This window comes from Bacillus sp. D48C (genome assembly GCF_053345735.1).
The window spans coordinates 142,181-166,692 of sequence record NZ_JBKFAQ010000005.1 but is presented as its reverse complement, the minus strand read 5'-3'; the positions used below and the strand labels follow the sequence as shown (position 1 = coordinate 166,692).

Sequence of the window (24,512 nt, the reverse complement as noted above, 5' to 3'; positions counted from 1 at the left end):
ATCCCTTCTCATTATACGCCGCGTTTATTTCCCCATACTAACGCATGAAGCTGGGGCAATACTTTTGCATCATTCATCTCTTTACAATTTACAGCTTTATCAATCAGCCACTCATACTTATCTAATAATTTTTTAATAAGCATCGCATCATCCACTGTTTTTGTATCATCGTTTCCTACTTGCAAGAAAAATGGTACATCTGGATAACGTTCGTGCATCTTAACTGCATATTCAAAATCATGATCATCGAATACTACTACTTTTAAACTAATATCTTTTCCTGCTAGTTTCTGAATAATAGCATCTAACTTCTGAAAATCTGTTTTCATCGTCGAACTTGGTGGTTTTGGAGAAATTGTTACTTCATCAATTTGAAGTAACCAATCTTGCCATTTACTCCCTTGAGTTTCAATTGCCGTCCGCATTCCATTTTCTTTTAATATAGAAAGAAGAAACTCAATATTTTTCAGCAATGCCGGATTCCCGCCTGAAATCGTAACATGAGAAAATTTTTCTCCTCCAATTGCAACAAGCTCATCCCAAATATCTTCTGCTGTCATCTGTCTAATTTGATTTTTAGCTGATCCATCCCATGTAAAAGCAGAATCACACCAAGCGCAGCTATAATCACAACCAGCCGTACGGATAAACATTGTCTTTTGCCCTACAACCATTCCTTCACCTTGAATAGTCGGACCAAATATTTCTAAGACAGGGATTTTACTCATCGAGCATCCACTCCCGTCTTACTTCCGCATAACTAGTCGGCGTCTCAAATAGACGAACAAATTCTACGCGAGCTCCTTTATATTCGTTCACTCGATTCTCTTTAGTTAGTGCCTCTGCCATCTTTTCATAAATCCAAACGACCATATTTTCAGCAGTCGTATTCATTGCAGGTAACGTTTCGTTTAAATAACGATGATCTAAATAAATTTCGATTTCATTCTTCCAAATCTCTTTTATATCACCAAAGTCAATTGCAAGTCCTATTTCATTTACATATCCACTAATTCCAAATACAACTTTATATGTGTGACCATGTAAGTTTTTACATTTCCCTTCATAACAGTGTAAATGGTGTGCTGCATCAAATGTAAATTCCTTGCTGACCATTACTCTTTTATTATGGTATTTGAGCTGTTTACGCTGAATATCCTTGTCCATTTTTTGCAAATTTTCTACGATGCGAAATCCAAAGAAATTATCCATTAGTTGTTCGCTCCTTCGCGTTCTTGTAGGTACGTATCTAATCCTGCTTTACGAAGTTGGCACGCTGGACATTCACCGCAACCATCACCAATGATTCCGTTATAACATGTTAATGTTTTTTCTCGAACAAACTCAAATGCTCCAAGTTCATCTGATAATTTCCATGTTTCAGCTTTATCAATCCACATAAGTGGCGTGTGAATGACAAACGGGTAATCCATGGATAAATTTAAAGTAACGTTTAACGATTTCACAAACACATCACGGCAATCTGGATAACCACTGAAATCAGTTTCACATACACCCGTTACAATATGACGTGCTCCAACTTGTTTTGCTAATACAGCAGCAAATGATAAGAAGAGTAAATTTCGTCCATCTACAAATGTCGATGGCAATTCACCTTCTTCATGTGTAATCTCCATATCCGTTCTCGTTAACGCATTTGGAGCAAGTTGATTTAATAGACTCATATCTAGTACCGTATGCTTTATTCCTAGCTCTTTTGCAATTTTCGCTGCACAATCAATTTCTAGCTTATGACGTTGATTGTAATTAAAAGTTACAGCTTCTACCTCTGCAAACTGCTCTATTGCCCAAAATAAACATGTTGTACTATCTTGTCCTCCACTAAAAACAACAACTGCTTTTTCTTTTTTCATTTCACTCATTCTCCTTCTCTACTATAAATAAGAAGAAAGAACGTTCTTGAACTGTCACAATAAAAAAACAAAACAATACCTAAGGATATTGTTGTTTCCATAGTTTTTTATAGAGGGAGTTCGCGAACCTCTCCCGCGCGGTGCACGGAATTTCTTCTTTCATTGACACAGCTTATTGTAACATATTGTATACTAGCGTAAAAATTTCTGATTTTTCCGCTATTTATTATTTCATTTCTTTCATTTTATAGTATGATTAATTTAATATAAGAAGAGAGGAGGCATCCCACTGAAATCCTTTATTATTTATCTCTTTTTAAATATATTATTCATCCTTATTACAATGCTCGTATATCATTTATTTTGGAATCAAAAAGGGAAACGCTCTCCTAAATTAAATTCAGCTATATTTATTGTATTGTGTTGCCTCGCTACCGTACTCTGTATTACATTTGCAGCAAAAACAAATAATGGTTTTCAATTTGATATGCGCCATATTGTATTAATTGTCGGTACATTAACGGGAGGGCCTATTGCTGGTGGTTCTATCTTAGTTGTATTAAACATATATCGCTTACTATTAGGTGGGGTAGGTGTTTTCCCATCTCTTATCGGTTCTGTTCTTCTATTTATTGTTCTACTATTAACATATAAATTTTTCAATCGAACTTCTAATCGTATAAAAATAACACTTGCTATTATCTACAGTCTCACATACGGATTTAGTTGGATACCTTTCTTTCTTTCAAAGGTTACAAATAAGACTGATTATATACCGCATATTATTGTATATGAGTTATGTTCAATGCTTGGTACGATCCTAATTTTATATTTACTACACATATTACAAACTCAAGTTCGTCTCCAAAACGAACTTATAAATGCTGAAAAGTTTCATTTAATTGGTGAAATGGCAGCGTCTATCTCTCATGAAATTCGCAATCCATTAACTTCAACGAAAGGGTTTTTACAACTGTTACAATCAGATACATGCACTGAGCAGGAACGAAAATTATATATCGACATTGCCATTAACGGCATCGAACAAGCAAATCATGTTCTTACAGATTATTTAACTTTTGCCAAACCAAGCATTGAAAAAGAACAAACATTACAGTTAGAAGAAGAATTACTACATGCATTGTCGTTAATTACACCGCTTGCTAATTTAACAAATGTACGTACTCATTATATAAAGCAAAGCACTTCTTTTTTTATCGCTGGAGAAAAACAAAAACTAAATCAATGTTTATTAAATATTTTAAAAAATTGCATTGAGGCTATGCCAAAAGGCGGTGATCTTTATTTCACATTAGTTCCTGATCATAAGCATATTCAGTTATATATAAAAGATACAGGAATCGGTATGGATTCAGAACAAGTAAAACGTCTTGGTTCGCCTTTCTATTCAACGAAAGAAAAAGGCACTGGACTTGGAATGATGGTCGTATTCAGTGTTGTTCAAGCTATGAACGGAAAAATTGATATTATAAGTGAAAAAGGAATCGGTACAACCTTTTTATTAACTTTTCCACTCATACAAAAAACGTGATGAAATAATCATCACGTTTTTTCTGTTCCTTCAACTAATTCAGCAAAAGCTTTCACTTTTCCGTGCGGTTGTTGATTTTCTTTACGCGCTTTCCAGGCGCGCTCCTCTTCTCGCTTCTTCTTAGACATATTTTTTCAACTCCTTCTTTTCTTTCTCCATGTAGTATTCCAAAATAAGAAAGAAAACTATGCACATATCAAAAAAGAAGTGGTTTCCCACTTCTTCCACTTTAGCGTTGCAAAATTGCATGTTTCGCCTCTTTTAACTGCGTAAGATGTCTTTGTTCATGCAAATCAAGAAATTGAACCCATTGATACAAATTCAGATCATTAAAAACAGGATGCTTTAATCCATTTTCAAATAGATCTTTTTCATCTATAACACTATGAAGCGCGTGTAATAGTTCTTGTCGTGAATGTTCTAGTAATTGAATTCCTTGCTGTTTTTTCATTAAAGTTTCTGTTGGTTGCATTTGCTGAGGAGCTTCTCGTTTATGTGTGCGATCAAGCGTAAGTTGGAGGTCTTTAAATGGAGTCATGTTTCTTTCGTTTTTTTGTAAAGCATATACAAGGGCAGACGTGACAGATTGTTCAACTAAATGCAAGTGGTGTAAAATTTGAGTAATACTCCATTTATCACGGCGTGGCTTTACATTCACTTCTGTATCATTTAACATTTCAATTTCTGATAATAGCGTGCTTCGGGTAGACTGTAATGAGTTTACTAAACTTTCTAAACTCACATCCATATTAGATTGAAGCATACTTGTTCCCCCCTTTTGTTGGTGAAAAGAGGTGCTCCTTATTAGAAACACCTCTTTAGTATTCTGAATTTTCTTTTATTATCTCATCATTTTCCCATTATGTCGATGTTAAACATGTGAAAAAAAGCGCATGTTTTTTACAATTTTGTGTCGTCAATCGCATGTAACCATGCTTCAATTTCTGTAATAACACTTTTCACACAGCCTTCAGCAAATGGTGATGTTAAATTTGCAACTTCTACTAATTCTAAGAACGATTTACTTCCACCTTGTTGGCACAGATTCACATAATCTTCCCACGCCTCTTGTCTATTATCTCTTGCACGTTTCCAAAATTGTAGCGCACAAATTTGAGCAAGCGTGTAATCAATATAATAGAAAGGTGAACTATAAATATGCCCTTGACGTTGCCAAAAACCACCGCGCTCTAAATAATCATTATCCTCATAATCACGATGCGGTAAGTATTTCTTCTCTATGTTACGCCATGCTGTCTTACGCTCTTCAGGTGATGCTTCAGGATTTTCATATACATAATGTTGATATTCATCAACTGATACGCCATAAGGTAAAAACAGAAGTGCTGAACTTAAGTGAGAGAAGTAATATTTATCTGCATCTTCTTCAAAGAATAGCTTCATCCATGGCCATGTAAAAAATTCCATACTCATAGAGTGGATTTCACACGCTTCATATGTTGGCCAATTATATTCTGGAATTTCAAATTTACGACTTTCATATACTTGGAAAGCATGACCTGCTTCATGTGTTAATACATCAATGTCACCAGATGTTCCATTGAAGTTTGAGAAAATAAATGGCGCTTTATAATTCTCAATATATGTACAATATCCGCCACCAGCTTTTCCTTTTTTCGCAACTAAATCTAATAAATCATTATCTAGCATGAAATTGAAAAATTCATCTGTCTCAGCCGATAACTCTTTATACATCGTCTTTCCATGATCAACAATCCAATCCGCATCTCCTTTTGGAGTTGGGTTCCCTGTAGCAAACTCAAAGTTTTCGTCGTAATAAGCTAACTTCTCTACACCAATACGTGCTTGTTGTCGCTTTCTTAATTCCGTTGTAACGGGAACGATATAATCCAGCACTTGCTGACGGTAATTAGCCACCATCTCCGCATTATAATCTGTACGGTACATTCTTGCATATCCAAGTTCAACAAAGTTTTTGAAACCTAAAGATTTTGCGATTTTCGTTCTCACTTTAACAAGCTCATCATAAATACGATCTAGTTCTTCCTCATTTCCAGCTAAAAATCCGTAGTATGCTTCACTTGCTGCTTTACGTTCGCTTCTTTCTTTTCCTTGCATAAACGGAATCAGTTGCGATAACGTTCTTTCTTCTCCAGCAAAGTCAATTTTTGCAGATGCTAATAACTGTGTATATTGCGACGATAATTTATTTTCTAATTGTAAATCTTTCACGACTTCATCTGAATATGTTTTTAAATCACATTCTGCTAGAGCAAATAATTGTTTTTCATAATACGCCTCTAATTCTTCACGAAATGGAGAATTAATGAGTGCCTTATAATATTTTGTACCATATCCTTGTACAACTGGAGAGAATTCATCAAAGAAATCCTGCTCCTCCTTATAAAAAGTATCCGTCGTATCAACAGAATGGCGAATGTAACAAAGGTTTCCCATTGTACCAAAATCGTTGCGAATTTCATTAATTGAATTAATGACTTGTTTTTGTTCTTCTACAGTTTTTGCGTTATCAAACTTCTCTAAAGCAACAGTAAATTTCTCTTTTAACTCTTCAATATTTGGGCGTTTATATTCATAGTCTTTAAATGACATGAACGAGCCTCCTCTCCATTACATACCTTTACTATAATTCAATACGTATTCCCGAATTCCCTCTTAATTTTCAACAAAATTCGGCAGTTACTACCCTGAGTTCATTGCAAATAAAAAAGCCTTGGATTTATTTATCCAAAGCTCCTTTGGAACATATTATTATTTTTCATACTTCCCAATTTTTTTTAATAGATCAAGTAATTCATCTTTTTCATCTTTCGTTAACATTTCAAAAGACTGATGTATAACTTTCTCATGCCCCGGAAAAATAGAAGCAATAAAGTTCTCGCCAGACTCAGTTAATTGCGCGTAAATAACACGTCTGTCATTCGGGCATGGGATTCTCTTTACTAATCCCTTTTTCTCCAGCTTATCTACAACATATGTAATGCTGCCACTGGCTATTAAAATGCGCTCACCAATTTGCTGGAGTGGTTGACCGCCTTTATGATATAGCAGTTCTAATACAGCAAATTCCGTTGGATTTAACCCGTTACTTTGTATAGATTTATTTGTAGTATCCATAACAGAACGATGTACACGAGATAATGCAATAAATACTTTTAAAGATTGAGAAATATCTTCTCGTTCATTATTTGATGTCATACAACTTTCAACCCTTCACTTAAATTCTCAGCAATAAAAAGAAAATGCCACTTCATACTTCATGTGAATTCCGAATGAGCATTCACTCATCCATTTCCTCTCCCCTAATATATTAAGAATCATTCTTGAATAAAAACATGACAATTTTAACATAGTTTATATATAATGATAATAAAAAAAGAAGGAGTACCACATTTGAAAGTCAAATTCCAAAGCATAATTATATATATATTGCTTGTTATCCTACCGACAATAGGGATTGGTGCTACATTTTATTCGTATCATACATATAAAATGAAACAGGAAAACAAATTATCCGCTCATACAGTTCTCTTTTTATATAGAGATTATTTAGATCATCATCTTGGTGAAGCAATTTCTGCTTTAGACATGCTTGCAAAAGTTGTAGGCACCGAGACTGGTAATATAAATGGCATTAAACAAATTGTACATGATACAGATGGAAACGATGCACGCTTTTCTGGTCTATATTACGCTACACCAAAAGGGGTCATTACAATCGCATCTGAAGATGAATCAAAGCCCGTAGATGTTTCAGACCGTAAATATATTCAAGACGTGCTACAAACTAAAAAAACCACTGTATCATCAGTCATTACTGATCGCGTTCTTGGACATAAAGCTATTATGATTGCTGCCCCCATATTCAATAAACAGAAGGAGCTCTCAGGATTATTATTAGCTAGTTTACGCTTTGATTACATTTCATCTTCTTTAAATGCCATTAAACCACAATACCATTTTGAGGTAACTGATAAACATGATGTAGTTTTTCTAACCGATGATAATAATGACACAAGTGATACGCATTCTAATATGCTTACTACTCCACTCCAAAGATTAAATTGGAAGGTCTCTGTTTCACCATTACCTATTCATCAAAAAAACTTATACCAGTGGGTTGCAATAGAGTGTATCGCTACTTTATTTTTAATGTCTATTTTATTTTTACTTGCTCAATATATGTTGTTAAAACGTCAAACAAAACTTGAAAGACAACAAAATGAACTACAGAAAATTGAATTAGTTGGAACTTTTGCAGCAAGTACAGCACACGAAATCCGTAATCCTCTTACTGGAATTAAAGGACTCGTCGCTCTATTAAAAGAGAAATATAAAGATGAACAAGATCAGTTCTACTTTTCCGTAATTGAACAAGAAATAGAGCGAATCAATGAAATTGTAAGTGAATTTCTTATTCTCGGCAAGCCAACCGCCATCATCGAACAAACATATGACGTAAGAACAATTCTAAATGAGGTAGCATTAATTATTCAATCTGAGGCGAATTTACATAACATTGTATTCCATTTACATTTGCCAGACCATCCTGTTCATATCCGTTGTTCGAAAGACCATATGAAACAAGTGGTTTTAAACATTACAAAAAATGCAATTGAGGCCATGACTTCTAGTGATACACTAACCATTGTAGTAAAAAACAATGAAACACACGCACAATTACAGATTACAGATACTGGAAAAGGGATTCCGCAACATATTCAAAAACACCTCTTTCATCCGTTCTTTACTAATAAAGATACTGGAACAGGTCTTGGACTTGTCATATGTAAACGAATTGTAGAGATGTATAATGGGCATATTTTTATTGACAGTACAGAAAACGAAGGAACGACAGTTCATATCGAAATTCCGTTACACATAGTATAATTATCCTTATCCTATAAGGGTAATTATACTTATTTCATAAAACCAGCGACAAGCATTCGCCAAAAATTATTTGATTTTCCTTCATACCCGATTTGGAAAATTGGTATTTTTATAATTGAAAACCATTTCGGTGTTTGTTTTTCTTTATAACACTGATATTGTAAAATAAGCTTGTCCAATTCTTGACTAACTTGAATTGTCTCCCTACTATTTAGCCCACTTGTTAATCCTAGTTGAATCATTTCTTCACGTTTCATATGAATATCACGTGAAAGCTTTTCTAATGTGTACTTCCTTTTTACAGTAAACATCCATATCCCCCTTATTATACTTCCATGCTCTCAACTTCACTTCTCCATTGACCTTTTTAACTACTTAATCATATACAAATTTGAAGAATCAGAAATTTTAACATTTTCTCCCTGTAATTTACAAATCTTTACCCTCACTTTGAGAATTATTACAAATTATTCTATCTTTGTAAATACATTCGCAATAATAGACATTTTTTTCATCTTCTTTTTTTACAAATTCTACGTAAACCGGGGATTCTTAATTTTCCACCTACTTTTCTTCGACATTTTTTGTTTAATTTATATAAAAAAGCAAAACATAATGATGATTGATAAAGTGAAACTTTAATCAGTGTTTTTTGTTCAGCCCCACTGATTATTAGCATTCACCAATCGTGCGTTTATAGGCAGTGAATCTCCCACCTATCCAGCCCAATGTTGAGGTGGGAGTCTTACTACCCACAAATAGCGGGATAACAATAGAAAGGAAATATTTATATGCGAAAATATACGATTACATTGTTCATCATTGTTTTGTTTTTACCGTCCTTCTTATTTCCTATTCAAGCAAATGCTCATACGAATAAAGTTGCTATTGTCATTGATGATTTCGGCAATAATATGAAGGGGACTAATCAAATGTTATCACTTCCCATTCCGCTCACTGTTGCTGTTATGCCTTTTCTTCCTTCCACAAAAGAAGATGCAGTAGCCGCCCATAAAAAAGGCCATGAAGTTATTATACATATGCCAATGGAACCTATTAAAGGTAAAAAAGAATGGCTTGGACCGAAAGCAATTACAACCGATTTAAGCGATGAAGAAATAAACAACCGACTTGAACAAGCGATTCAAGAAGTTCCGCATGCAATTGGAATGAACAATCATATGGGGTCAAAAGTAACAGCGGATGAAAGAATTGTTCGCCTTATACTTGCTGCTTGTAAAAAACACGGTTTATTTTACTTAGATAGTAAAACTAATCCTAATAGTGTCGTCCCAAAAATCGGAAAAGAATTAGGAGTTCCTATTATTGAAAACCAACTATTTTTTGATGATGTGTATACAGCAGGACATATTTCAAAACAAGCCCAATTACTCATCAAAAAAATTCAAGAAAAACCTATTATGGTAGCTATCGGGCATGTGGGCCCCCCAGGTGAAATTACATCACGCGTTATTGAAACTTCTATCCCTAAAATTCGTGAGCATGCAGACTTTATTTTTTTATCTGATCTAGCATTATCCCCGCCTCCTGTTTCAAAATAAAGTTTATTACTCACAAAGAAAAGTACCTATCTATATATAACAGATAGGTACTTTTCTTTTTAACTTAAATATAATCTACATGACTCACTCTGAATCCTTTTTTCTCTATTTTTCCGATTAATTGCTTTAATCTTGTTTCATCTAACTCATCTGATATATTTACAATAACGCGGCGGATATATTGATCACCGTTATCGAGTGTAAACAACCCACCGATATTATATGCTTTTAACAATGTCCCAAGCTCTTTAATCGTTCCTTTACAATCTTGTGTTGCAATTGTTAATATATAACCACCTGTCCGCATACCAAATGAATCTTCAATAACATCAAATATATTCGAATGCGTTAACATACCGACAAATTCATTATAATCATTTAGCACGGCTAAAAACGGAAGCCGACGAATCACATAAAAGGCTCTGAAGAAGGAATCCTTTTCAAAAATAAATGCATTGGAATTGTCAAGTATATCTCCTGCACTTACATGCTCTAATCCGCTATTGCATTTTTTTTCTAATAAATCTACTTTATAAATAATCCCCGTGAATTTCTTCTCATCTTCTGCTAATACCGGGATGGCTCGAAATCCCGTTTTGTTCATCGTTTGCAGTGCCTCTTCACCAGAATCATTTATTTTGCAAAATGTTACTTGCTGCTTTGGCAGAAAATGATATTTAACTCGCAAAATATGTTCCTCCTTACATGTCAACATGTAATCTATATATAATAAGGAGACCTATATTTTATGAGTGAAATTATTTTTAAAACGCTTTCATTTATTTATTAACTTGTGGCCATATCACATTCATTTTTATATAACAGAGCTTCTTGCGCCCTTAATCATTAATAATTTCACATGATAGTTCATTAAATATTCTATACCCTCTAGCCATTTTTTCGCTTCTTCTGGCGTTTTTCCCCACACAATCATGCCGTAATTATGAACAAGAACTACTCCTCCACCTTCAATGAAATTCGGAACATTGCTTTCTAATAAATCAGCGAATTTTTTTTCATCTTCTACAATTGGAATGGTCATTTCTGTTATACCTTCTTTTCCGAAAACACGTTCCACACTGCGTTTATCGAACGTTACTTCTCCTTCTTCTCCATATAACTCTGATATTAAATGACTATCTACAGTCTGCACTTGTAAAATACATCCTGCACTACTTTTTTTATAAATATCCGCATGCATAAATGACTCTGCAGCTGGTTTTTCTTCATTTTCAAATACTGACTCGCACATGCAATTTACGACAATAAAATCTTCTTCCGAAAATAGCCCTTTATCTCTTCCCTCAACATTTACTAAAAATGTTAACGGCTCTTTTGACGTACATAGCGACAAACTAATTTTGGTACCATAAAACCAATCACGAAGTGCCAATTCAGATTTCACATCTTTTAATTCATTCCATTTCTTCAGAAAAAATAACATTTCGTCACCCCCGGCATAATATTCATATAAGGTTCGAATCCTTTCTATGTAAAAGGAATATTTTTTGATTATTCTAAAAATTTAATTGAATTATCACATGAGAATGCTTTTTTGTCAATATAGTTTCGCGGTTCTTCTTTAAAATAGGCTATTCATATGTCTATACTCCTATCTATTGCCTATTTCATTTTGTACATAAAAAAATGCACTATTCTTTAATTAAAGAATAGTGCATTTTCCTCACTTTTTATCCCGCTATTTGCTAGGCAGTAAGACCCCCACCTCAAAATGCAGCGAAAGCAAAGAAGTTAGGCGGGGATCGGGCTCTGCCCGTAAAAGCCCGATTGGTGAGGGCTAATAATCAGTGGGGGATAAACAAAACCCCCACTGATTAAAGTTTCACTTTATTTCTTTATTGCATTATACAAAAACTGTGCATATTGTTCACGTGTTACGAAATTATCTCCTAAAAAATTCCCTTCCCCGTCACCTTTTGATATTTTATTATCTACTAGAGCTTTCACATATCCTTTCGCCCAATGGCCATTTGGTATATCTTTGAAATTCTCTGCACTATTTTCATTTTCTTTTAACTGAAATACTCTTTGTAGTACTACTGACATTTCATATCGAGTTAATACTCCATCTGGACGGAATATATCATTTCCATACCCTGTCATAATACCAGCTTGAACCACTGCATCAATAGCCGTTTCATACATATTTCCTTTCGTATCTGTAAATGCCGTTTTTGGTTCTAGATTATTTTCTAATTTTAAATACCTTTGTATTAGAAGAGCTACTTGTCCACGAGTAATGTTATCACCAAATCCAAATTCACCATTTCCATAGCCTATAAATAACTTTTCTTTCGCTAAGTAATTAATTGCTTCTTCTGACCAATGTCCCTTTGGTACATCTTTAAATTCTACCACTTCTGTTTTCTCATCTTCTTTAGATGTATTACCGTCTTTACTTTCTACTACATTTTGAATAACAGACCCTGTAAAGAAGATTCCTGTATCCGCAAATGGATCTTTCACACCAAATTCATATACTTTCTCACCTGGTGTACTCCATTTCACTACACCATTACTATACGTACCGTTATCGCTCTTCAGACGAATTTTCGTAGAAATCTCACCATCTTTTTCATATATAGGTACTTTTACTTCTTTATTTACTTCTGTTTCCTCTAAAAATACTTTTTGGTTTTGGACATTGATATAAGCCGTCTTACTTAGTTCTATAACTGGTCGGACATCACGGATTTCATTTGCAACAAAACTTAGAAATACTAATTTTTTCAAATTGCTCACTGGTGATAAGTCTGTAATATAATTCGCTTCTAAATCAAGCTTTTGTAAGTTTACTAGACTTGATAATGGAGTAATATCTTTTAATTCATTATTGGGTAAATCTAATTCTGTAAGCTGAGTCATTTTAGCAAGTGGTGTCACATCTTTAATTTGATTTTTCCCGACAAATAATTTATTTAATTGATTCATTTGATCAATACCCGATAAATCTTTAACATTATTACGCGTTAATACTAAATCTTTTAAAGGTAATGAATATAACGGTTTAATATCTTCAATTTGATTACCTGCTAAAGTTAAGTATGTTACATTTTTTAAAGCACTTAATGGAGCAACGTTCTTAATTTTATTATTTGCTAAATTCAAGTAATCTAGTTGTTCCATTTTCGCTAATGCTGTTACATCTTCTATTTGGTTGCCTGATAGATATAAAGTTTTTACATTTTTCATTTCAGTTAGTGGTGCAACATTTGTAATTTTATTATTACTTAAATCAAGAGACTCTAAATTATTCATCTTAACAAGTGGCGTTACATCTGAAAACTCATTACCACGCAAAGCTAAATGATTTAATTGCTTTAGGTTCGCAAAGAACGACGGATCTTTTATCTTTGCATTCGCAACTGTTAAAGATTTTAAATTTGGCATATATTTTAATGCACTATAATCAAGTATCTCGTTTGTATTTAAAAACAAATCCTTTACTTGTAATAACTCTTCTTTCGTAATTGGTGTATTTAAATCTTTTCTATTAAATACTTTTTTATTAACAAGTTCTCTTAATTTGTTATCTGTTATCATGTTTTGATTATCAACTGGATTATCCGTTTCCGTATTGCCTGAATTAGAGTTATCATCTGGTTTCTCTGTTTCTTTGTTACCTACAGTTGGATCTTTAATTTCAAATTGAACTTGATATTTGTGATCATATCCAATAGCTGGAATAAGTATATGCATTTGCATATTGTGCTTCTTCTCAAACTCGCCAATTTCAAATTGAACTACTTTCGTTCCATTCTTCCTCTTATCTTCTGACAAAACTTTCACATCATGAAATACACCAGGCTGGTTTCTATCTTCTATTCTAAGATATTGAAAATAATCGCTATCTTGCATTGTTACAGTGACAATTTTTTTGCCAGCTGCAATTGTTACTTTAGGATCTTTTATATATTGAGAAACCATAGATGGCTCGTCTTTTTGATCCTTATATATTTTAATCTCAGTATCATACGTGCGATCACTCGCTGCTGCTACCGATTGATTTGCTTCAACTTTTAGTGCTGCTAATGCTGGAGTAGAGTACGTAGCAAATGGAATTGCTAATGTTGTCGCTACTACTAGCGCCTTCATATAATTTTTTTTCAAAATAATATCCCCTATCATATATAATTTTTATAATTGATAATACTTATCAATTATCCACAAATAAATGATAATGAATCTCATTATCATTGTCAATGAGAATATTACATTAAATTTATATTTTTAAAGATAAATAATAAAAAGCCCTTTATTCAAAGGGCTTTTTTACCTATCGTATGAAGAATTTCACTTTTTTCCTTCTCATTGATGACACCGATTTTTCGCAAAATATTCGCGTACAATACAAGTTTATTATATATTCGTTCTGACATGTTCTCCCTTCTTTCCTTCAACCAACTTTTTTTGTATTGGTAAATTATATGAAAGAGATGAGAAAATGTGTCCACTTTTTGCATAAATGCAAATCTTTTATTTTACGATTTACAGACAATAAAACTCCCTCCTAAAAATTAGGCGGGAGTTTAGGTACTTTCACTGTATTTAACAAACTGTCCACTGAATATTATGCTTCATAAGTTCTTCTTCAAAACTATATGGCATTTTTTTATCACAAATTACATGTTGAATACGTGAAAATGCTGCTATACGATAATTCCCTTTCACGCCTACCTTCGTATGATCACATAAAATATATGTTTTCTCAGCTAATTTCATCATCGCCTCTGACAATTTCGCTTTCTCTAATTCAAAGCTGGAAACTCCAAAACTAGGTAATAGCCCATCAATCGAAACGAACGCTTTATGAAAATGGAATTGCTGTATTACTTGCTGAGAAATAGACCCTGATACACGCGAATGCTTTGGAGATACTTTTCCACCTATAAATAAAACTTCACCGTGAAACATCTTTTTATTAATAGAAGAAATTAATTGTGTTGCGACTGGAAATGAACTTGTTACAATCGTTAAGTTTTTACGATGAACAAGGTATGGAACCATTTGAAGCGGTGTACTTCCATCATCAATTGCAATGACATCACCATCTTCTACAAATGTCGCTGCTTTATAACCAATTCTTTTCTTCTCTTCTATATGTAGCATTTCTCTTTCTAACATTGGTGCCTCTACCCCAGCGCCTGGAAGTTGAACAGCTCCACCATACACTTTTTTCAACTTCTTTTCACGATCTAATTCTTCTAAATATCGACGAATCGTTTCTGTTGATACAGCAAATTCTCTAGCTAATTCTGAAACCTTTACTTTCCCTTTAAATTCTACCTTTTCAAGAATGGTTCGCTTTCTTTCTTCTCCTACTACAGACATAGCTTCACCTCATTTATATCTCCCTCATAAACTTCCTTATTTATACAAGGTTGTAATTTTCTTTATAAGCAGAAACTTTTTCATGAATATGAATACCGCGCTTTGCTAGCTCATCAAAAATCAATTGTGGATTTTCAAAAGCTTCTTCAGGCGTAACAACACCCACCCTATTTACATTTCCATTTGCAATTAACTCTGCAGCAATCCCAAATGGAATACCTACGTTTCTCGTATAAGCTCTTAATTTTTCCCATCCTACAACAGAGCCATCAGATAACGGATGTGTATGATATAATACATGTCTTTGCTTCTCATTATTTTTCATACCTATTACTTCTACATGAAGTGCATAACCATAAACCTCTGTTTCTTGTCCTTCTTTCGATTGTAATAAATACTGCGAAATACAATCCATAATACCAATTTCTTTCCCATTTATTTCAATCTGATCATTACGCAATATGCCGTAATCATATAAAGCATGTACAAGTTGCATATTTTGCTTTGGCCAAGTTCCTCTCGTCTCTATCAGTTTGATACCTTTATTTTCTAGTGCCTTTGCTAACGTAATTGTTTCAGAATGCGGGATTATATACTGCGTTGTCTTACCATAAGGCGCTGGCAATTCTATTTCTCTTGGACGCGCAAACGGAAGTACTTGCTTAAATTCACCATCTTCATACACTGTACGCGATGGTAAATGTGGATCATATTCATATGTCGTTGTCTCTGTAATTGATGCAGAAAAAGCAATCGGACGATACGAACCGTGACTTACGCGGATCGTATCTACAGTATCCAGTTGATTTGCTGCATGCATTGCCATCATTTGCGTTACACCTGGCGTCATGCCAAATCCAGGTAAACATGTTTTTTCGTTTTGAACAAATATAGCATGCGATTCATTTTCTTCGCCAAATCCATTTAAGTTCACACCGTGACACCCTGCTTCTGCAATACAGCGGGTCGACAATCCGTTTAGCTTTATCGTCGTACCGTCCATTACAATGTCATAACCAATCATTTTTGCAACCGTATCCTCGTGATTCGTTACATCTACTTTTACAAAATCAACACGAGGATCGTTGAGCCATTCTACTACTTTACGGCCCTCTTCCTCGTTAAAATCAGCTACTGTAATCGTCTCAAAAGATGAAAATTGAACTAAATCCAAAATAGCTTCACGACAAATTTTACCTGCTCCACCTAAGCAAAATACTTTCATCCAATAACAGCTCCTTTAGCAATACTATCAACTAAGCGATTAATATCTTCTTCATGTACATCACCGATATTTCCAATGCGAAACGTATCTACTTTCGAAATTTTTCCAGGGTAAATAACAAATCCATAACGCTTTAATTCGTTATATAACTGTTGAAACTCGAACCCCTCTTTTGGATAAATGAAAGATGTAATAATAGGAGATTGATATTTCTCATCTACTAGTGGCTTAAATCCGATTTCTCCCATTCTATTCACTAGTAGTTTTTGATTGTTGTAATATCGATTGTAACGCGCTCTCACTCCCCCCTCTTTTTCTAGTTCAAGTAGTGCTTGATAAAAAGCATGTACAACATGTGTAGGTGAAGTAAAACGCCATTTCCCATTTTGTTTTTCCATCGTTTCCCATTGATCATATAAATCAAGAGATAAAGAACGTCCTTTTCCTTTACACTTCAATAATTCATCACGTTTTGCGATTACAAATCCGAATCCAGGAACCCCTTGAATACACTTATTTGCACTACTAATTAAAAAATCAATTTGTAAATCAGCAATGTCTATTTCAATCCCGCCGAAACTACTCATCGCATCAACAATTGTAACCTTTCCATACTGCTTTCCTAATTTACATACATCTACAATTGGATTTATAATACCTGTCGTTGTTTCACAATGAACAACTGCAATATGCGTAATCTCTTTATCTTCTTGCAATAACTTTTCTACTTCTACAATATTAGTAGGTTCCCACTCTTCTGTTTGACTGACCACTACATCAATCTGTAACATCTCTGCCATTTGCACGATGCGCTTACCGTACGCACCATTTGTACAAACGAGAAGCTTCCCATTTGCCGGAATAACAGAACCAATTACTGCTTCAACTGAAAACGTACCGCTTCCTTGCATTAACACTGTTGTATATTTCTCTTCTTCCTTCGTCGCTAATGATACAAGTTTAGCTCTTACTTCTTGCACCATCGTATTATATTCAACATCCCACGTACACCAATCGTATAGCATAACTTCTTTTACTGATTTTGTTGTCGTTAATGGTCCTGGTGTTAATAATAAATAGTGATTTTCATTCATGATCCAGTGCCCCTTTTATGAAATAATTAGTTCTTGTTTCTCGATATGTTCTATTATATTTTCGAGCTCCTGCATCGTTTCAATCGTAAAATGAGCCCCATTTTCAACAAACCGATTACGAACTACTTCTATTTTTTCACGAAGCTCTACCGAATCCATACTCTCCACTTCCTCTTCCGTTAAACCGAGCTCACTACTTCCAAGAATTACGCCAACTGTCCACATTCCAGCATTTCTACCTTCTTTCATATCTGATACTGTGTCCCCTACTTTTATCATATGATTCATCGGATACACATCAAGTTCCATTGCATTTTTATAGCACATCCATGGATATGGACGGCCTGCTGGAACATCATCTGGCGTAACAAGAAAATCAGGTTTATATCCTTGTAACGCTGCTTCCTTTGCAACAATATCCATCATTTCTCTCGTATAACCAGTTGTTGAACCGATTTTAATGCCTCTCTCACGTAAAGAAGCGATTACTTCTTTTACCCCCTCAATCGGCGTAGCATAACTTGGCAAAATAGAAAAGAGAATTTCTTCAAACTCTTCATACATCTCATGAATGTCTACTTCTGTTGGTAATTGACCGAAGACACGCTTCCACTCATCCGCAATACGAGGCATTTCTGTTAGTGCCCTTACATGATCTATTTTTAATAATCCCATTGGCTTACGTGCTTCTTCTACTGTAATTTCAACGCCGCGTTTATGAAAAATCTTCATGAATACTTCTAGTGGTGCAAAACATCCGTAATCAACTGTCGTACCTGCCCAATCAAAAATAACTGCTTCAATTTTCATTCTGTCCATCACCCTTCTTATTTATCTTTTTTGCCATTGCGAAGTTCGGTTACGAAGTGCTTTCGTTCCCCATTCATATACAACTCTCACTACAATATTTGTAATAACAATAAGTACACTCATTGCAGCTGCTGGCGCTACATTTCCTGCATCATCCATATTTACGATTGATACGGCAGCTAGTTTAAAATCAGCTGCATATAAGAATACAACTGCTGACACAGTTACCATCGAATTTACGAAGTAGTACATCACCATTTCTAAAATTGCTGGTAAACACATTGGTACTGTTACTCTAAAGAATGTTTTATAAAACGGAATACCCATTGACTGCGAAACAAGCTCAAACTCTCGGTCTAATTTCTTTAAGGCAGTCGTTGCCGTGACAAATGTTACAGAATAAAAATGAATGATATTTACTAGTACTAACACAGCGATTGTTCCGTATAAAGAATGAAACGGATTCGTTACTGATAGTCCCAGAATTTGAATCGTTGGTTGACTAAAGAAAAAGACATATCCTAATCCGAGTACTAAACCTGGTATCGCTAACGGCACTATAGAGAAAAAGTAACCTGTTTTTCTAAAAAATTGTAGCTGGTCTATTTTCTCAATTGCATATGCGAATACAAATGTTAAAATCGCCCCAATAACTGCTGTAACTGCTGAAACAATTACGCTATTTTTAAATGCTTCAAGTCCATCTCCTGTTAAACTTGAAAAATTAAAATGCTCAAATGTAAAACTCATATTATATGGCCATACTTTCACACTTGCAGCAATACCAACTGCAACAAATAATAGAATGATCATAAGTGTAATTACACTACAATATATGAATGAGATTACATCTCTTTTCTTATTAGCTATTATTCTGTATGGTACTGCTTTTGAAGATAAGAAATTCGCCTGCTTTCTTTGCGTAATACGATCAACTACAAATGCGAATATAGCTGGGATTAATAAAATCATTCCGACAGTTGCACCCATCGGCATATTTTGCTGTCCAATTACTTGTTTGTATACGTCAGTAGCAAGCACATTATATTGCCCACCAACAATTTTTGGTGCCCCAAAATCAGTAAAACTAAGTGTAAACACAACAAACATTGCACTAATTAATCCGTACTTTACACTAGGTAAAGTAACCGTGAAAAATTGCTTTGTTTTACTCGCCCCTAACATATTAGAAGCTTCATATAATCGATAATCAGATCCTTGAAAGGCAATTAGCAATATAAGAAATGCTTGCGGAAATGTATACATAACTTCAGCTATTACAATTCCTACTGGTCCATATAAAGGGATTTGTATACCTTCAAATAACCCAAACATCCCTTTCGTTACTAGCCCTTGATTACCAAATAAATATGTAAGTGCTATACCGTGCATCATCGTTGGTGCGAACAATGGTAATAACGCTACATACTGAAATACACGCTTTCCAAAAACATTCGTACGGGCAATTGCATATGCGTAAACGAATGCGATTGCAACTGAAATAATTGTTGTTGCGCCCGAAATCCATACTGTATTTTGTAAAGACTGAACTAAAGTTGGTGTTGTGAAATATTTACTGAAATTCGCTAAACCAATGAAAACTCCATCTTTATTATAAAAAGCTTGTGTAAATATTTGTAATAGCGGCAATACAAGTATGATAAGGAAGGAAAGGATCATACCGATAATTACGAGCCTTTGGATCCATTCCTCTTTCCCAATACTTCTCTTAATCTTTTTTTTCGTACTTTCTACCTTATAGTTTTCTAACATCTCCATCTATACAATGACCTTCTTTCCATATGACAACATATGATTTTCTGAGAAAGAGATTTGAATCGGCTTTCCTTTTCTAATAGCGGTTGCTTCTACTTCTGATGCTAATATATCCACTACAATTTTCTCATTATAAAGGTGTGTGTTTTCTTCTATGACTCGCACTTCCGTCCGATATACGGATCCGCGAAATTCCATACTTTCCACAACTGTTTTAATACCTTCCTTTTGTACAATTGTTACATGTTCAGGACGAATTGCATGTTCTTCGTTATTTTTCGAAAAGAAATTAATAGAACCAATAAAATCTGCCACAAACGGATTGGCTGGTCTTTGATAAATCTCCTCTGGTGTTCCAATCTGCATAATTTCCGCATGATTCATTACAACAATTTTATCAGCCATCGTTAATGCCTCTTCTTGATCATGCGTTACCATAATCGTCGTTATTCCTATTTCCTCTTGCAAATCACGCATTTCTCTACGTAATTTTTCACGCACTTTTGCATCTAAAGCTGATAACGGCTCATCGAGTAACAAAATATCTGGAGACAGAGCGAGCGCACGTGCAAGTGCTACTCGCTGCTGTTGTCCACCAGACATTTGAGCAGGATATTTATCTTTTACATTCAGCAAATCTACAAGTTTTAACGCATCTAGCGCTTTCTCTTTCACTTCTGCTTTCCCATATTTTTTTGTCTTTAAGCCGTATTCAATATTTTCAAGTGCTGTTAAATTCGGAAATAAAGCATACGATTGGAAAACCATTCCGAAGTTTCTCTTTCCAGGAGGCAATGCTGTAATATCTTTTCCATTCACAGCTATACTGCCAGTCGTTGGTTCCTCTAGTCCCGCTAAAATGCGAAGCAACGTCGTTTTCCCACAACCACTTGGGCCTAATAAACAAACAAACTCATTTTTGTTCACAGTAAAAGAAATATCTTTTAACGCTGTAAATGCATCAAACTGTTTTTGAATGTGTTGAATTGATAAATATTCGCTCATTTTTCTCTCTCCCACTCACTTACTTTTTCGGTTCTGCTTTTTGGCCAAACTCTTTTTCCCATTTTTCTAAAATTTTGTCACGATTTTCTGCTGCCCATTTAAAGTCATTCTTTTTATATAATTTTTCAGTAACATCTTTCGGGAATCCCTCTGGAAGTTTATAGTCATTTTTAATTGTCGCAAATCCATTTTTCTCAAAGTATAACTTCATTACATCATCAGTAATTGCCCAATCTAAAAATGCTTGCGCTAATTTATCATTTTTCGCATTATCTTTCTTAATAAGTGCGTTCGCTTCTACTTCCCATCCTAATCCTTCTTTCGGCAGTACAACTTCAACTGGGGCACCTTTTTGTTTTTCTTTTAAAGCACTATAAACCATTGATACACCGACTGGATATTCACCTGCTCCTGCTAATTTTGCTGGTTTTGATCCTGAATGCGTATAACTTGCCATATTATCATGAAGTTTCTTCATGTAATCCCAGCCTTTATCTTCACCCATGATTTGTAGCCATGCAGAAACTGTTAAAAACCCTGTTCCAGATGATGCTGGATGTGGCATAACAAGTGTTCCTTTATACTCTGGTTTCGTTAAATCTTCATATGATTCTGGCATCGGTAAATTTTTCTTCTTTAATTCTTCTTTATTTACAGCAATCCCCGTCATAAATGCAGTATTTCCTACCCATTTTTCAGGTTGCTTATCATCTTTAAATTGCGGAAGAACACGATCTGTTCCTTTTGGAGAGTATCCTTTTAACATATCTTTTTTATCTAAAGCTAATAGACTTGATGCCGCAGTTCCCCATACAACATCTGCTTGTGTATTTTTCCCTTCAGCTAGCAATTTCGCAGTAATAACTCCTGTTGAATCACGTACAATGTTTAATTTCACATCAGGATATTTCTTTTTAAAGGAATCAAGATAAATTGGTACAAGCTCTTCTTCAATTGCTGTGTAAACAGTTAATGATCCAGATAATTTTTCATCTTTCACTTTCGCTCCAGCACTTTCTTCCTTCTTTGCACCACACCCCATTAATAACGAAAATACCATTCCAGTCGCTACAGCTTTAAAGATTGTTTTTTTCACTGTTTCTCTCTCCTTTTACAAATCTTATGTACAACTCAAATATAAACAACTAGTGTAAAAGCAGTATTAAACCAACATTAATCTTTTGTTTGTTGTTTGTTTTTGTGTAATACGTTGCTACTTCTATGTTTTTTCGCATTTTTCTGCTAATAGAAAACACTAAATTTACAAATAATTAAAAAAACCTTTATAATCCCACAAAAAAATGAGGCGTTTGTAAAAACGCCTCATTTTTGTTTCCCTTTTTTTGAATTACGATTAGCATACTTTGCGCTATTTTCTCCTTCATACTCTAATGCAAATTCTGCATCTGGTAAGCTTTCTTTCGGAGTTTTATTATTATTGATTGCCGCATTTTGTTTTACTTTTCTTTTTACCAATACATTCACCTGCTCTCAAGAAATCACTTTCTACTCTAGTTTGAAACAATTTAAAATAATTATTACTGGCAAGTGTTAACAAGTACATAAGAGGCGTTCGATGGAAATACTACGTATGAAGAAATCATTATAAAAAGGAGCGATGATTTTGAAGAAAAAAGAAAAGATTCAATCACCAATTTTAGACGAAACGCTCCCGCATCAAATGAATTTTCCATCTTTTAAAGGAACAGGAAAAACGATGCAACAACCTTTTGTGAATCCATATGATGTTGTAATTGGAGACAGTAAATATAATTCCGAGAACAGTCCACTTAACAATTGGAGTGATGAAGTAGATCCTGCCATTATGGCTGGTGATGAGTGGATCCATCCTACAAATGATATTGGGTGGATTTCAGAAGAAAATCAAGAGTTGCTAAAAAACGAATCAGATAATAAAAATGAAGCTTTTATGCATCCACAATTTGGCATTAACGACTAAAAAACCATTCTACCTAACATAGGTAGAATGGTTTCATACTATCCAATAATAATCCGTTCTTTCGGGTATTTATAGCGAGGTGGTTGTTCCCTTCCACCACTAGCTAAAATAAATGTTAAAATACCAACGCGTCCGATAAACATAAGCACAATGAGTACAAGCTTCCCAATAGTTGTTAAATCAGGCGTAACACCTGTTGATAGTCCTGTCGTTCCGAAAGCAGAACAAACCTCAACAATTAAGCTCATAAGCGGTACATTTTCCGTAATAGATAAAACGAATAGCGCAGTAGCACATAACAAAATCCCCATCGTCATAACGACAGATGCTTTCAGTACATCCTCTTCATGTAACTGACGTTTGAAGACTCTAACTGTTCTACCGCCCCTTGCAAAGGTGTATAGTGACAATATACTAACAGCAAATGTTGTTGTACGTATTCCGCCCCCAACCGAACTTGGAGATGCCCCTATAAACATTAATATACTCATAAATAAAAGCGTCGGTTGTGACAATTCACGTATATCCATTGTAGCCAGTCCACCACTTCGCGTCGTCACAGATTGGAATAATGTATAGAAAACTGTTTCATGCCATGACTTTCCTGCTAAAAACTGATTTCGTTCTAGTAGAAAAATCATAATTGTTCCAACGATAACGAGTGCAAAAAATGTCGTTGTCGTCAATTTTGTAAATAACGAAAAGCGGAATAGTTGCTGTCGCCTTTTACTAAAGAATTGTTTTACTTCCATTAACACCGGGAAGCCAATCGCTCCTAAAATAATAAGCAACATATGAATCATTTGCACAATATAATCTTTTTTGTACGGAATTAGTGATTGTCCAGTTAAATCAAATCCTCCGTTCGTAGTTGCACTAACAGCGGCAAAGAAACCGTGGAAATAAGCTTCTTGCCAAGTTGGAAAATAAAGTAGAAATCTTGTACCTAATAGTATTGCTCCAATAAGTTCTATCGAAATAATTACAATTAAAATAGAACGCATCAATTCTACAAGGCCTGATAAATTCCCTTGATTATGATCTGCCATAATGAGTCTTCTTCTCTGCAAACCGATTTTTTTCCCCGTTATAATCCAAACAAACGTACCAAGTGCCATAATCCCTAAGCCGCCTAATTGTAAAATAAGGGCTAACATAATAATTCCTGCCGTAGTAAATGTATCTGAAATCGTAACAACAGACAGTCCCGTAACACTTACCGCACTAACAGATGTAAAGAGGGCATCTATAAATGTCCATTTCACACCAGCCTTCGTAACAAACGGGAAACTAAGCAATATTACCGATACAACTACCGCTAATAAATAAAACAAAACGATGAGTTGTACAGGACGTAATTTTTGTAAAAACTTTTTTATATCTCTCATTCCATCACTTCGCTACCTTTT

General features: G+C 34.5%; 24 protein-coding genes and 1 riboswitch. Of the genes, 4 read left to right on the top strand and 20 right to left on the bottom strand.

Going from position 1 to position 24,512, the window contains the following annotated elements:
- Positions 1–11: 11 nt before the first annotated feature.
- The 3 genes from queE to queC are packed head-to-tail and all read right to left on the bottom strand — an operon-like array spanning position 12 to position 1,874.
- Positions 12–728 (bottom strand): 7-carboxy-7-deazaguanine synthase QueE, encoded by a 717-nt coding sequence (queE, locus tag ACLBXA_RS14965; protein WP_000036303.1) that lies wholly within the window; start codon positions 726–728, stop codon positions 12–14.
- A complete protein-coding gene (gene queD, locus ACLBXA_RS14960) occupies positions 721–1,212 on the bottom strand; it encodes a 6-carboxytetrahydropterin synthase QueD (protein WP_000368414.1) in 492 nt (163 codons plus the stop codon). The genes queE and queD overlap by 8 nt, the downstream gene beginning before the upstream one ends.
- Positions 1,212–1,874, bottom strand: a complete 663-nt coding sequence (queC, locus tag ACLBXA_RS14955; protein WP_000711598.1) for a 7-cyano-7-deazaguanine synthase QueC — start codon at positions 1,872–1,874, stop codon at positions 1,212–1,214. The genes queD and queC overlap by 1 nt, the downstream gene beginning before the upstream one ends.
- 93 nt (positions 1,875–1,967) lie before the next feature.
- A riboswitch (PreQ1 riboswitch) is annotated at positions 1,968–2,011 on the bottom strand.
- Between the two features lie 206 nt (positions 2,012–2,217).
- Between queC and kinB the strand changes: the two genes are divergently transcribed.
- Positions 2,218–3,426 carry a sporulation sensor histidine kinase KinB gene (gene kinB, locus ACLBXA_RS14950; protein WP_002083096.1) on the top strand — a complete coding sequence of 403 codons (1,209 nt, stop codon included), beginning with the start codon at positions 2,218–2,220 and terminating at the stop codon, positions 3,424–3,426.
- Positions 3,427–3,437: 11 nt separating this feature from the next.
- Here kinB and ACLBXA_RS14945 read toward each other — a convergent pair whose 3' ends face one another.
- The 4 genes from ACLBXA_RS14945 to ACLBXA_RS14930 form a co-directional block, all read right to left on the bottom strand.
- Entirely contained in the window at positions 3,438–3,554 is a 117-nt protein-coding gene (locus tag ACLBXA_RS14945) for a DUF6254 family protein (protein WP_000038355.1), read from the bottom strand.
- Positions 3,555–3,655: 101 nt separating this feature from the next.
- On the bottom strand, positions 3,656–4,189 hold the full coding sequence (locus ACLBXA_RS14940; protein ID WP_000941975.1) for a DinB family protein: 534 nt from the start codon (positions 4,187–4,189) through the stop codon (positions 3,656–3,658).
- A 137-nt stretch (positions 4,190–4,326) separates the two neighbouring features.
- Positions 4,327–6,021 carry a M3 family oligoendopeptidase gene (locus ACLBXA_RS14935; protein ID WP_000008588.1) on the bottom strand — a complete coding sequence of 565 codons (1,695 nt, stop codon included), beginning with the start codon at positions 6,019–6,021 and terminating at the stop codon, positions 4,327–4,329.
- Positions 6,022–6,180: 159 nt separating this feature from the next.
- Positions 6,181–6,627: a MarR family winged helix-turn-helix transcriptional regulator gene (locus tag ACLBXA_RS14930; RefSeq protein ID WP_000203336.1), complete on the bottom strand. Its 447-nt coding sequence runs from the start codon at positions 6,625–6,627 to the stop codon at positions 6,181–6,183.
- 195 nt (positions 6,628–6,822) lie between these two features.
- Here ACLBXA_RS14930 and ACLBXA_RS14925 point away from each other — a divergent pair, with 195 nt between their 5' ends.
- The gene (locus ACLBXA_RS14925; RefSeq protein ID WP_000865060.1) at positions 6,823–8,319 is read left to right on the top strand and encodes a DUF3149 domain-containing protein; all 1,497 of its coding nucleotides are present in this window, start codon (positions 6,823–6,825) and stop codon (positions 8,317–8,319) included.
- Between the two features lie 29 nt (positions 8,320–8,348).
- Here ACLBXA_RS14925 and ACLBXA_RS14920 read toward each other — a convergent pair whose 3' ends face one another.
- Complete coding sequence (locus tag ACLBXA_RS14920) at positions 8,349–8,630, bottom strand: aspartyl-phosphate phosphatase Spo0E family protein (RefSeq protein ID WP_000495536.1); 282 nt, start codon at positions 8,628–8,630, stop codon at positions 8,349–8,351.
- Between the two features lie 480 nt (positions 8,631–9,110).
- Here ACLBXA_RS14920 and ACLBXA_RS14915 point away from each other — a divergent pair, with 480 nt between their 5' ends.
- Positions 9,111–9,881, top strand: a complete 771-nt coding sequence (locus ACLBXA_RS14915; RefSeq protein WP_218226399.1) for a divergent polysaccharide deacetylase family protein — start codon at positions 9,111–9,113, stop codon at positions 9,879–9,881.
- Positions 9,882–9,945: 64 nt separating this feature from the next.
- Here the strand turns inward: ACLBXA_RS14915 and cbpA are convergent, their stop codons facing one another.
- The 11 genes from cbpA to ACLBXA_RS14860 form a co-directional block, all read right to left on the bottom strand.
- Positions 9,946–10,569: a cyclic di-AMP binding protein CbpA gene (gene cbpA, locus ACLBXA_RS14910; protein ID WP_001264213.1), complete on the bottom strand. Its 624-nt coding sequence runs from the start codon at positions 10,567–10,569 to the stop codon at positions 9,946–9,948.
- Positions 10,570–10,695: 126 nt separating this feature from the next.
- Entirely contained in the window at positions 10,696–11,325 is a 630-nt protein-coding gene (locus ACLBXA_RS14905; RefSeq protein WP_000896006.1) for a class II aldolase/adducin family protein, read from the bottom strand.
- A gap of 404 nt (positions 11,326–11,729) precedes the next feature.
- Positions 11,730–14,012 carry an NEAT domain-containing leucine-rich repeat protein gene (locus ACLBXA_RS14900; RefSeq protein ID WP_000742628.1) on the bottom strand — a complete coding sequence of 761 codons (2,283 nt, stop codon included), beginning with the start codon at positions 14,010–14,012 and terminating at the stop codon, positions 11,730–11,732.
- Between the two features lie 438 nt (positions 14,013–14,450).
- Entirely contained in the window at positions 14,451–15,233 is a 783-nt protein-coding gene (locus ACLBXA_RS14895) for a DeoR/GlpR family DNA-binding transcription regulator (RefSeq protein WP_000117666.1), read from the bottom strand.
- 40 nt (positions 15,234–15,273) lie between these two features.
- On the bottom strand, positions 15,274–16,458 hold the full coding sequence (locus ACLBXA_RS14890) for a saccharopine dehydrogenase family protein (protein WP_000862157.1): 1,185 nt from the start codon (positions 16,456–16,458) through the stop codon (positions 15,274–15,276).
- Positions 16,455–17,552: a 2-aminoethylphosphonate--pyruvate transaminase gene (phnW, locus tag ACLBXA_RS14885; RefSeq protein ID WP_001004779.1), complete on the bottom strand. Its 1,098-nt coding sequence runs from the start codon at positions 17,550–17,552 to the stop codon at positions 16,455–16,457. The genes ACLBXA_RS14890 and phnW overlap by 4 nt, the downstream gene beginning before the upstream one ends.
- A 15-nt stretch (positions 17,553–17,567) precedes the next feature.
- Positions 17,568–18,362 carry a phosphonoacetaldehyde hydrolase gene (phnX, locus tag ACLBXA_RS14880; RefSeq protein WP_000687386.1) on the bottom strand — a complete coding sequence of 265 codons (795 nt, stop codon included), beginning with the start codon at positions 18,360–18,362 and terminating at the stop codon, positions 17,568–17,570.
- Positions 18,363–18,383: 21 nt separating this feature from the next.
- Positions 18,384–20,141 carry a putative 2-aminoethylphosphonate ABC transporter permease subunit gene (locus ACLBXA_RS14875; RefSeq protein WP_000425527.1) on the bottom strand — a complete coding sequence of 586 codons (1,758 nt, stop codon included), beginning with the start codon at positions 20,139–20,141 and terminating at the stop codon, positions 18,384–18,386.
- Complete coding sequence (locus ACLBXA_RS14870; protein ID WP_000006195.1) at positions 20,142–21,143, bottom strand: putative 2-aminoethylphosphonate ABC transporter ATP-binding protein; 1,002 nt, start codon at positions 21,141–21,143, stop codon at positions 20,142–20,144. It abuts the gene before it with no gap.
- 19 nt (positions 21,144–21,162) lie between these two features.
- The gene (locus tag ACLBXA_RS14865) at positions 21,163–22,239 is read right to left on the bottom strand and encodes a putative 2-aminoethylphosphonate ABC transporter substrate-binding protein (protein WP_000750915.1); all 1,077 of its coding nucleotides are present in this window, start codon (positions 22,237–22,239) and stop codon (positions 21,163–21,165) included.
- Positions 22,240–22,466: 227 nt separating this feature from the next.
- On the bottom strand, positions 22,467–22,619 hold the full coding sequence (locus ACLBXA_RS14860; protein ID WP_000240799.1) for a hypothetical protein: 153 nt from the start codon (positions 22,617–22,619) through the stop codon (positions 22,467–22,469).
- 148 nt (positions 22,620–22,767) lie between these two features.
- On the opposite strand from ACLBXA_RS14860, the gene ACLBXA_RS14855 reads away from it, so the two are divergent.
- Positions 22,768–23,103 carry a DUF3905 domain-containing protein gene (locus ACLBXA_RS14855; protein WP_000726020.1) on the top strand — a complete coding sequence of 112 codons (336 nt, stop codon included), beginning with the start codon at positions 22,768–22,770 and terminating at the stop codon, positions 23,101–23,103.
- Positions 23,104–23,141: 38 nt separating this feature from the next.
- Here ACLBXA_RS14855 and ACLBXA_RS14850 read toward each other — a convergent pair whose 3' ends face one another.
- The gene (locus ACLBXA_RS14850; protein WP_001204689.1) at positions 23,142–24,491 is read right to left on the bottom strand and encodes a TrkH family potassium uptake protein; all 1,350 of its coding nucleotides are present in this window, start codon (positions 24,489–24,491) and stop codon (positions 23,142–23,144) included.
- Positions 24,492–24,512: the final 21 nt, after the last annotated feature.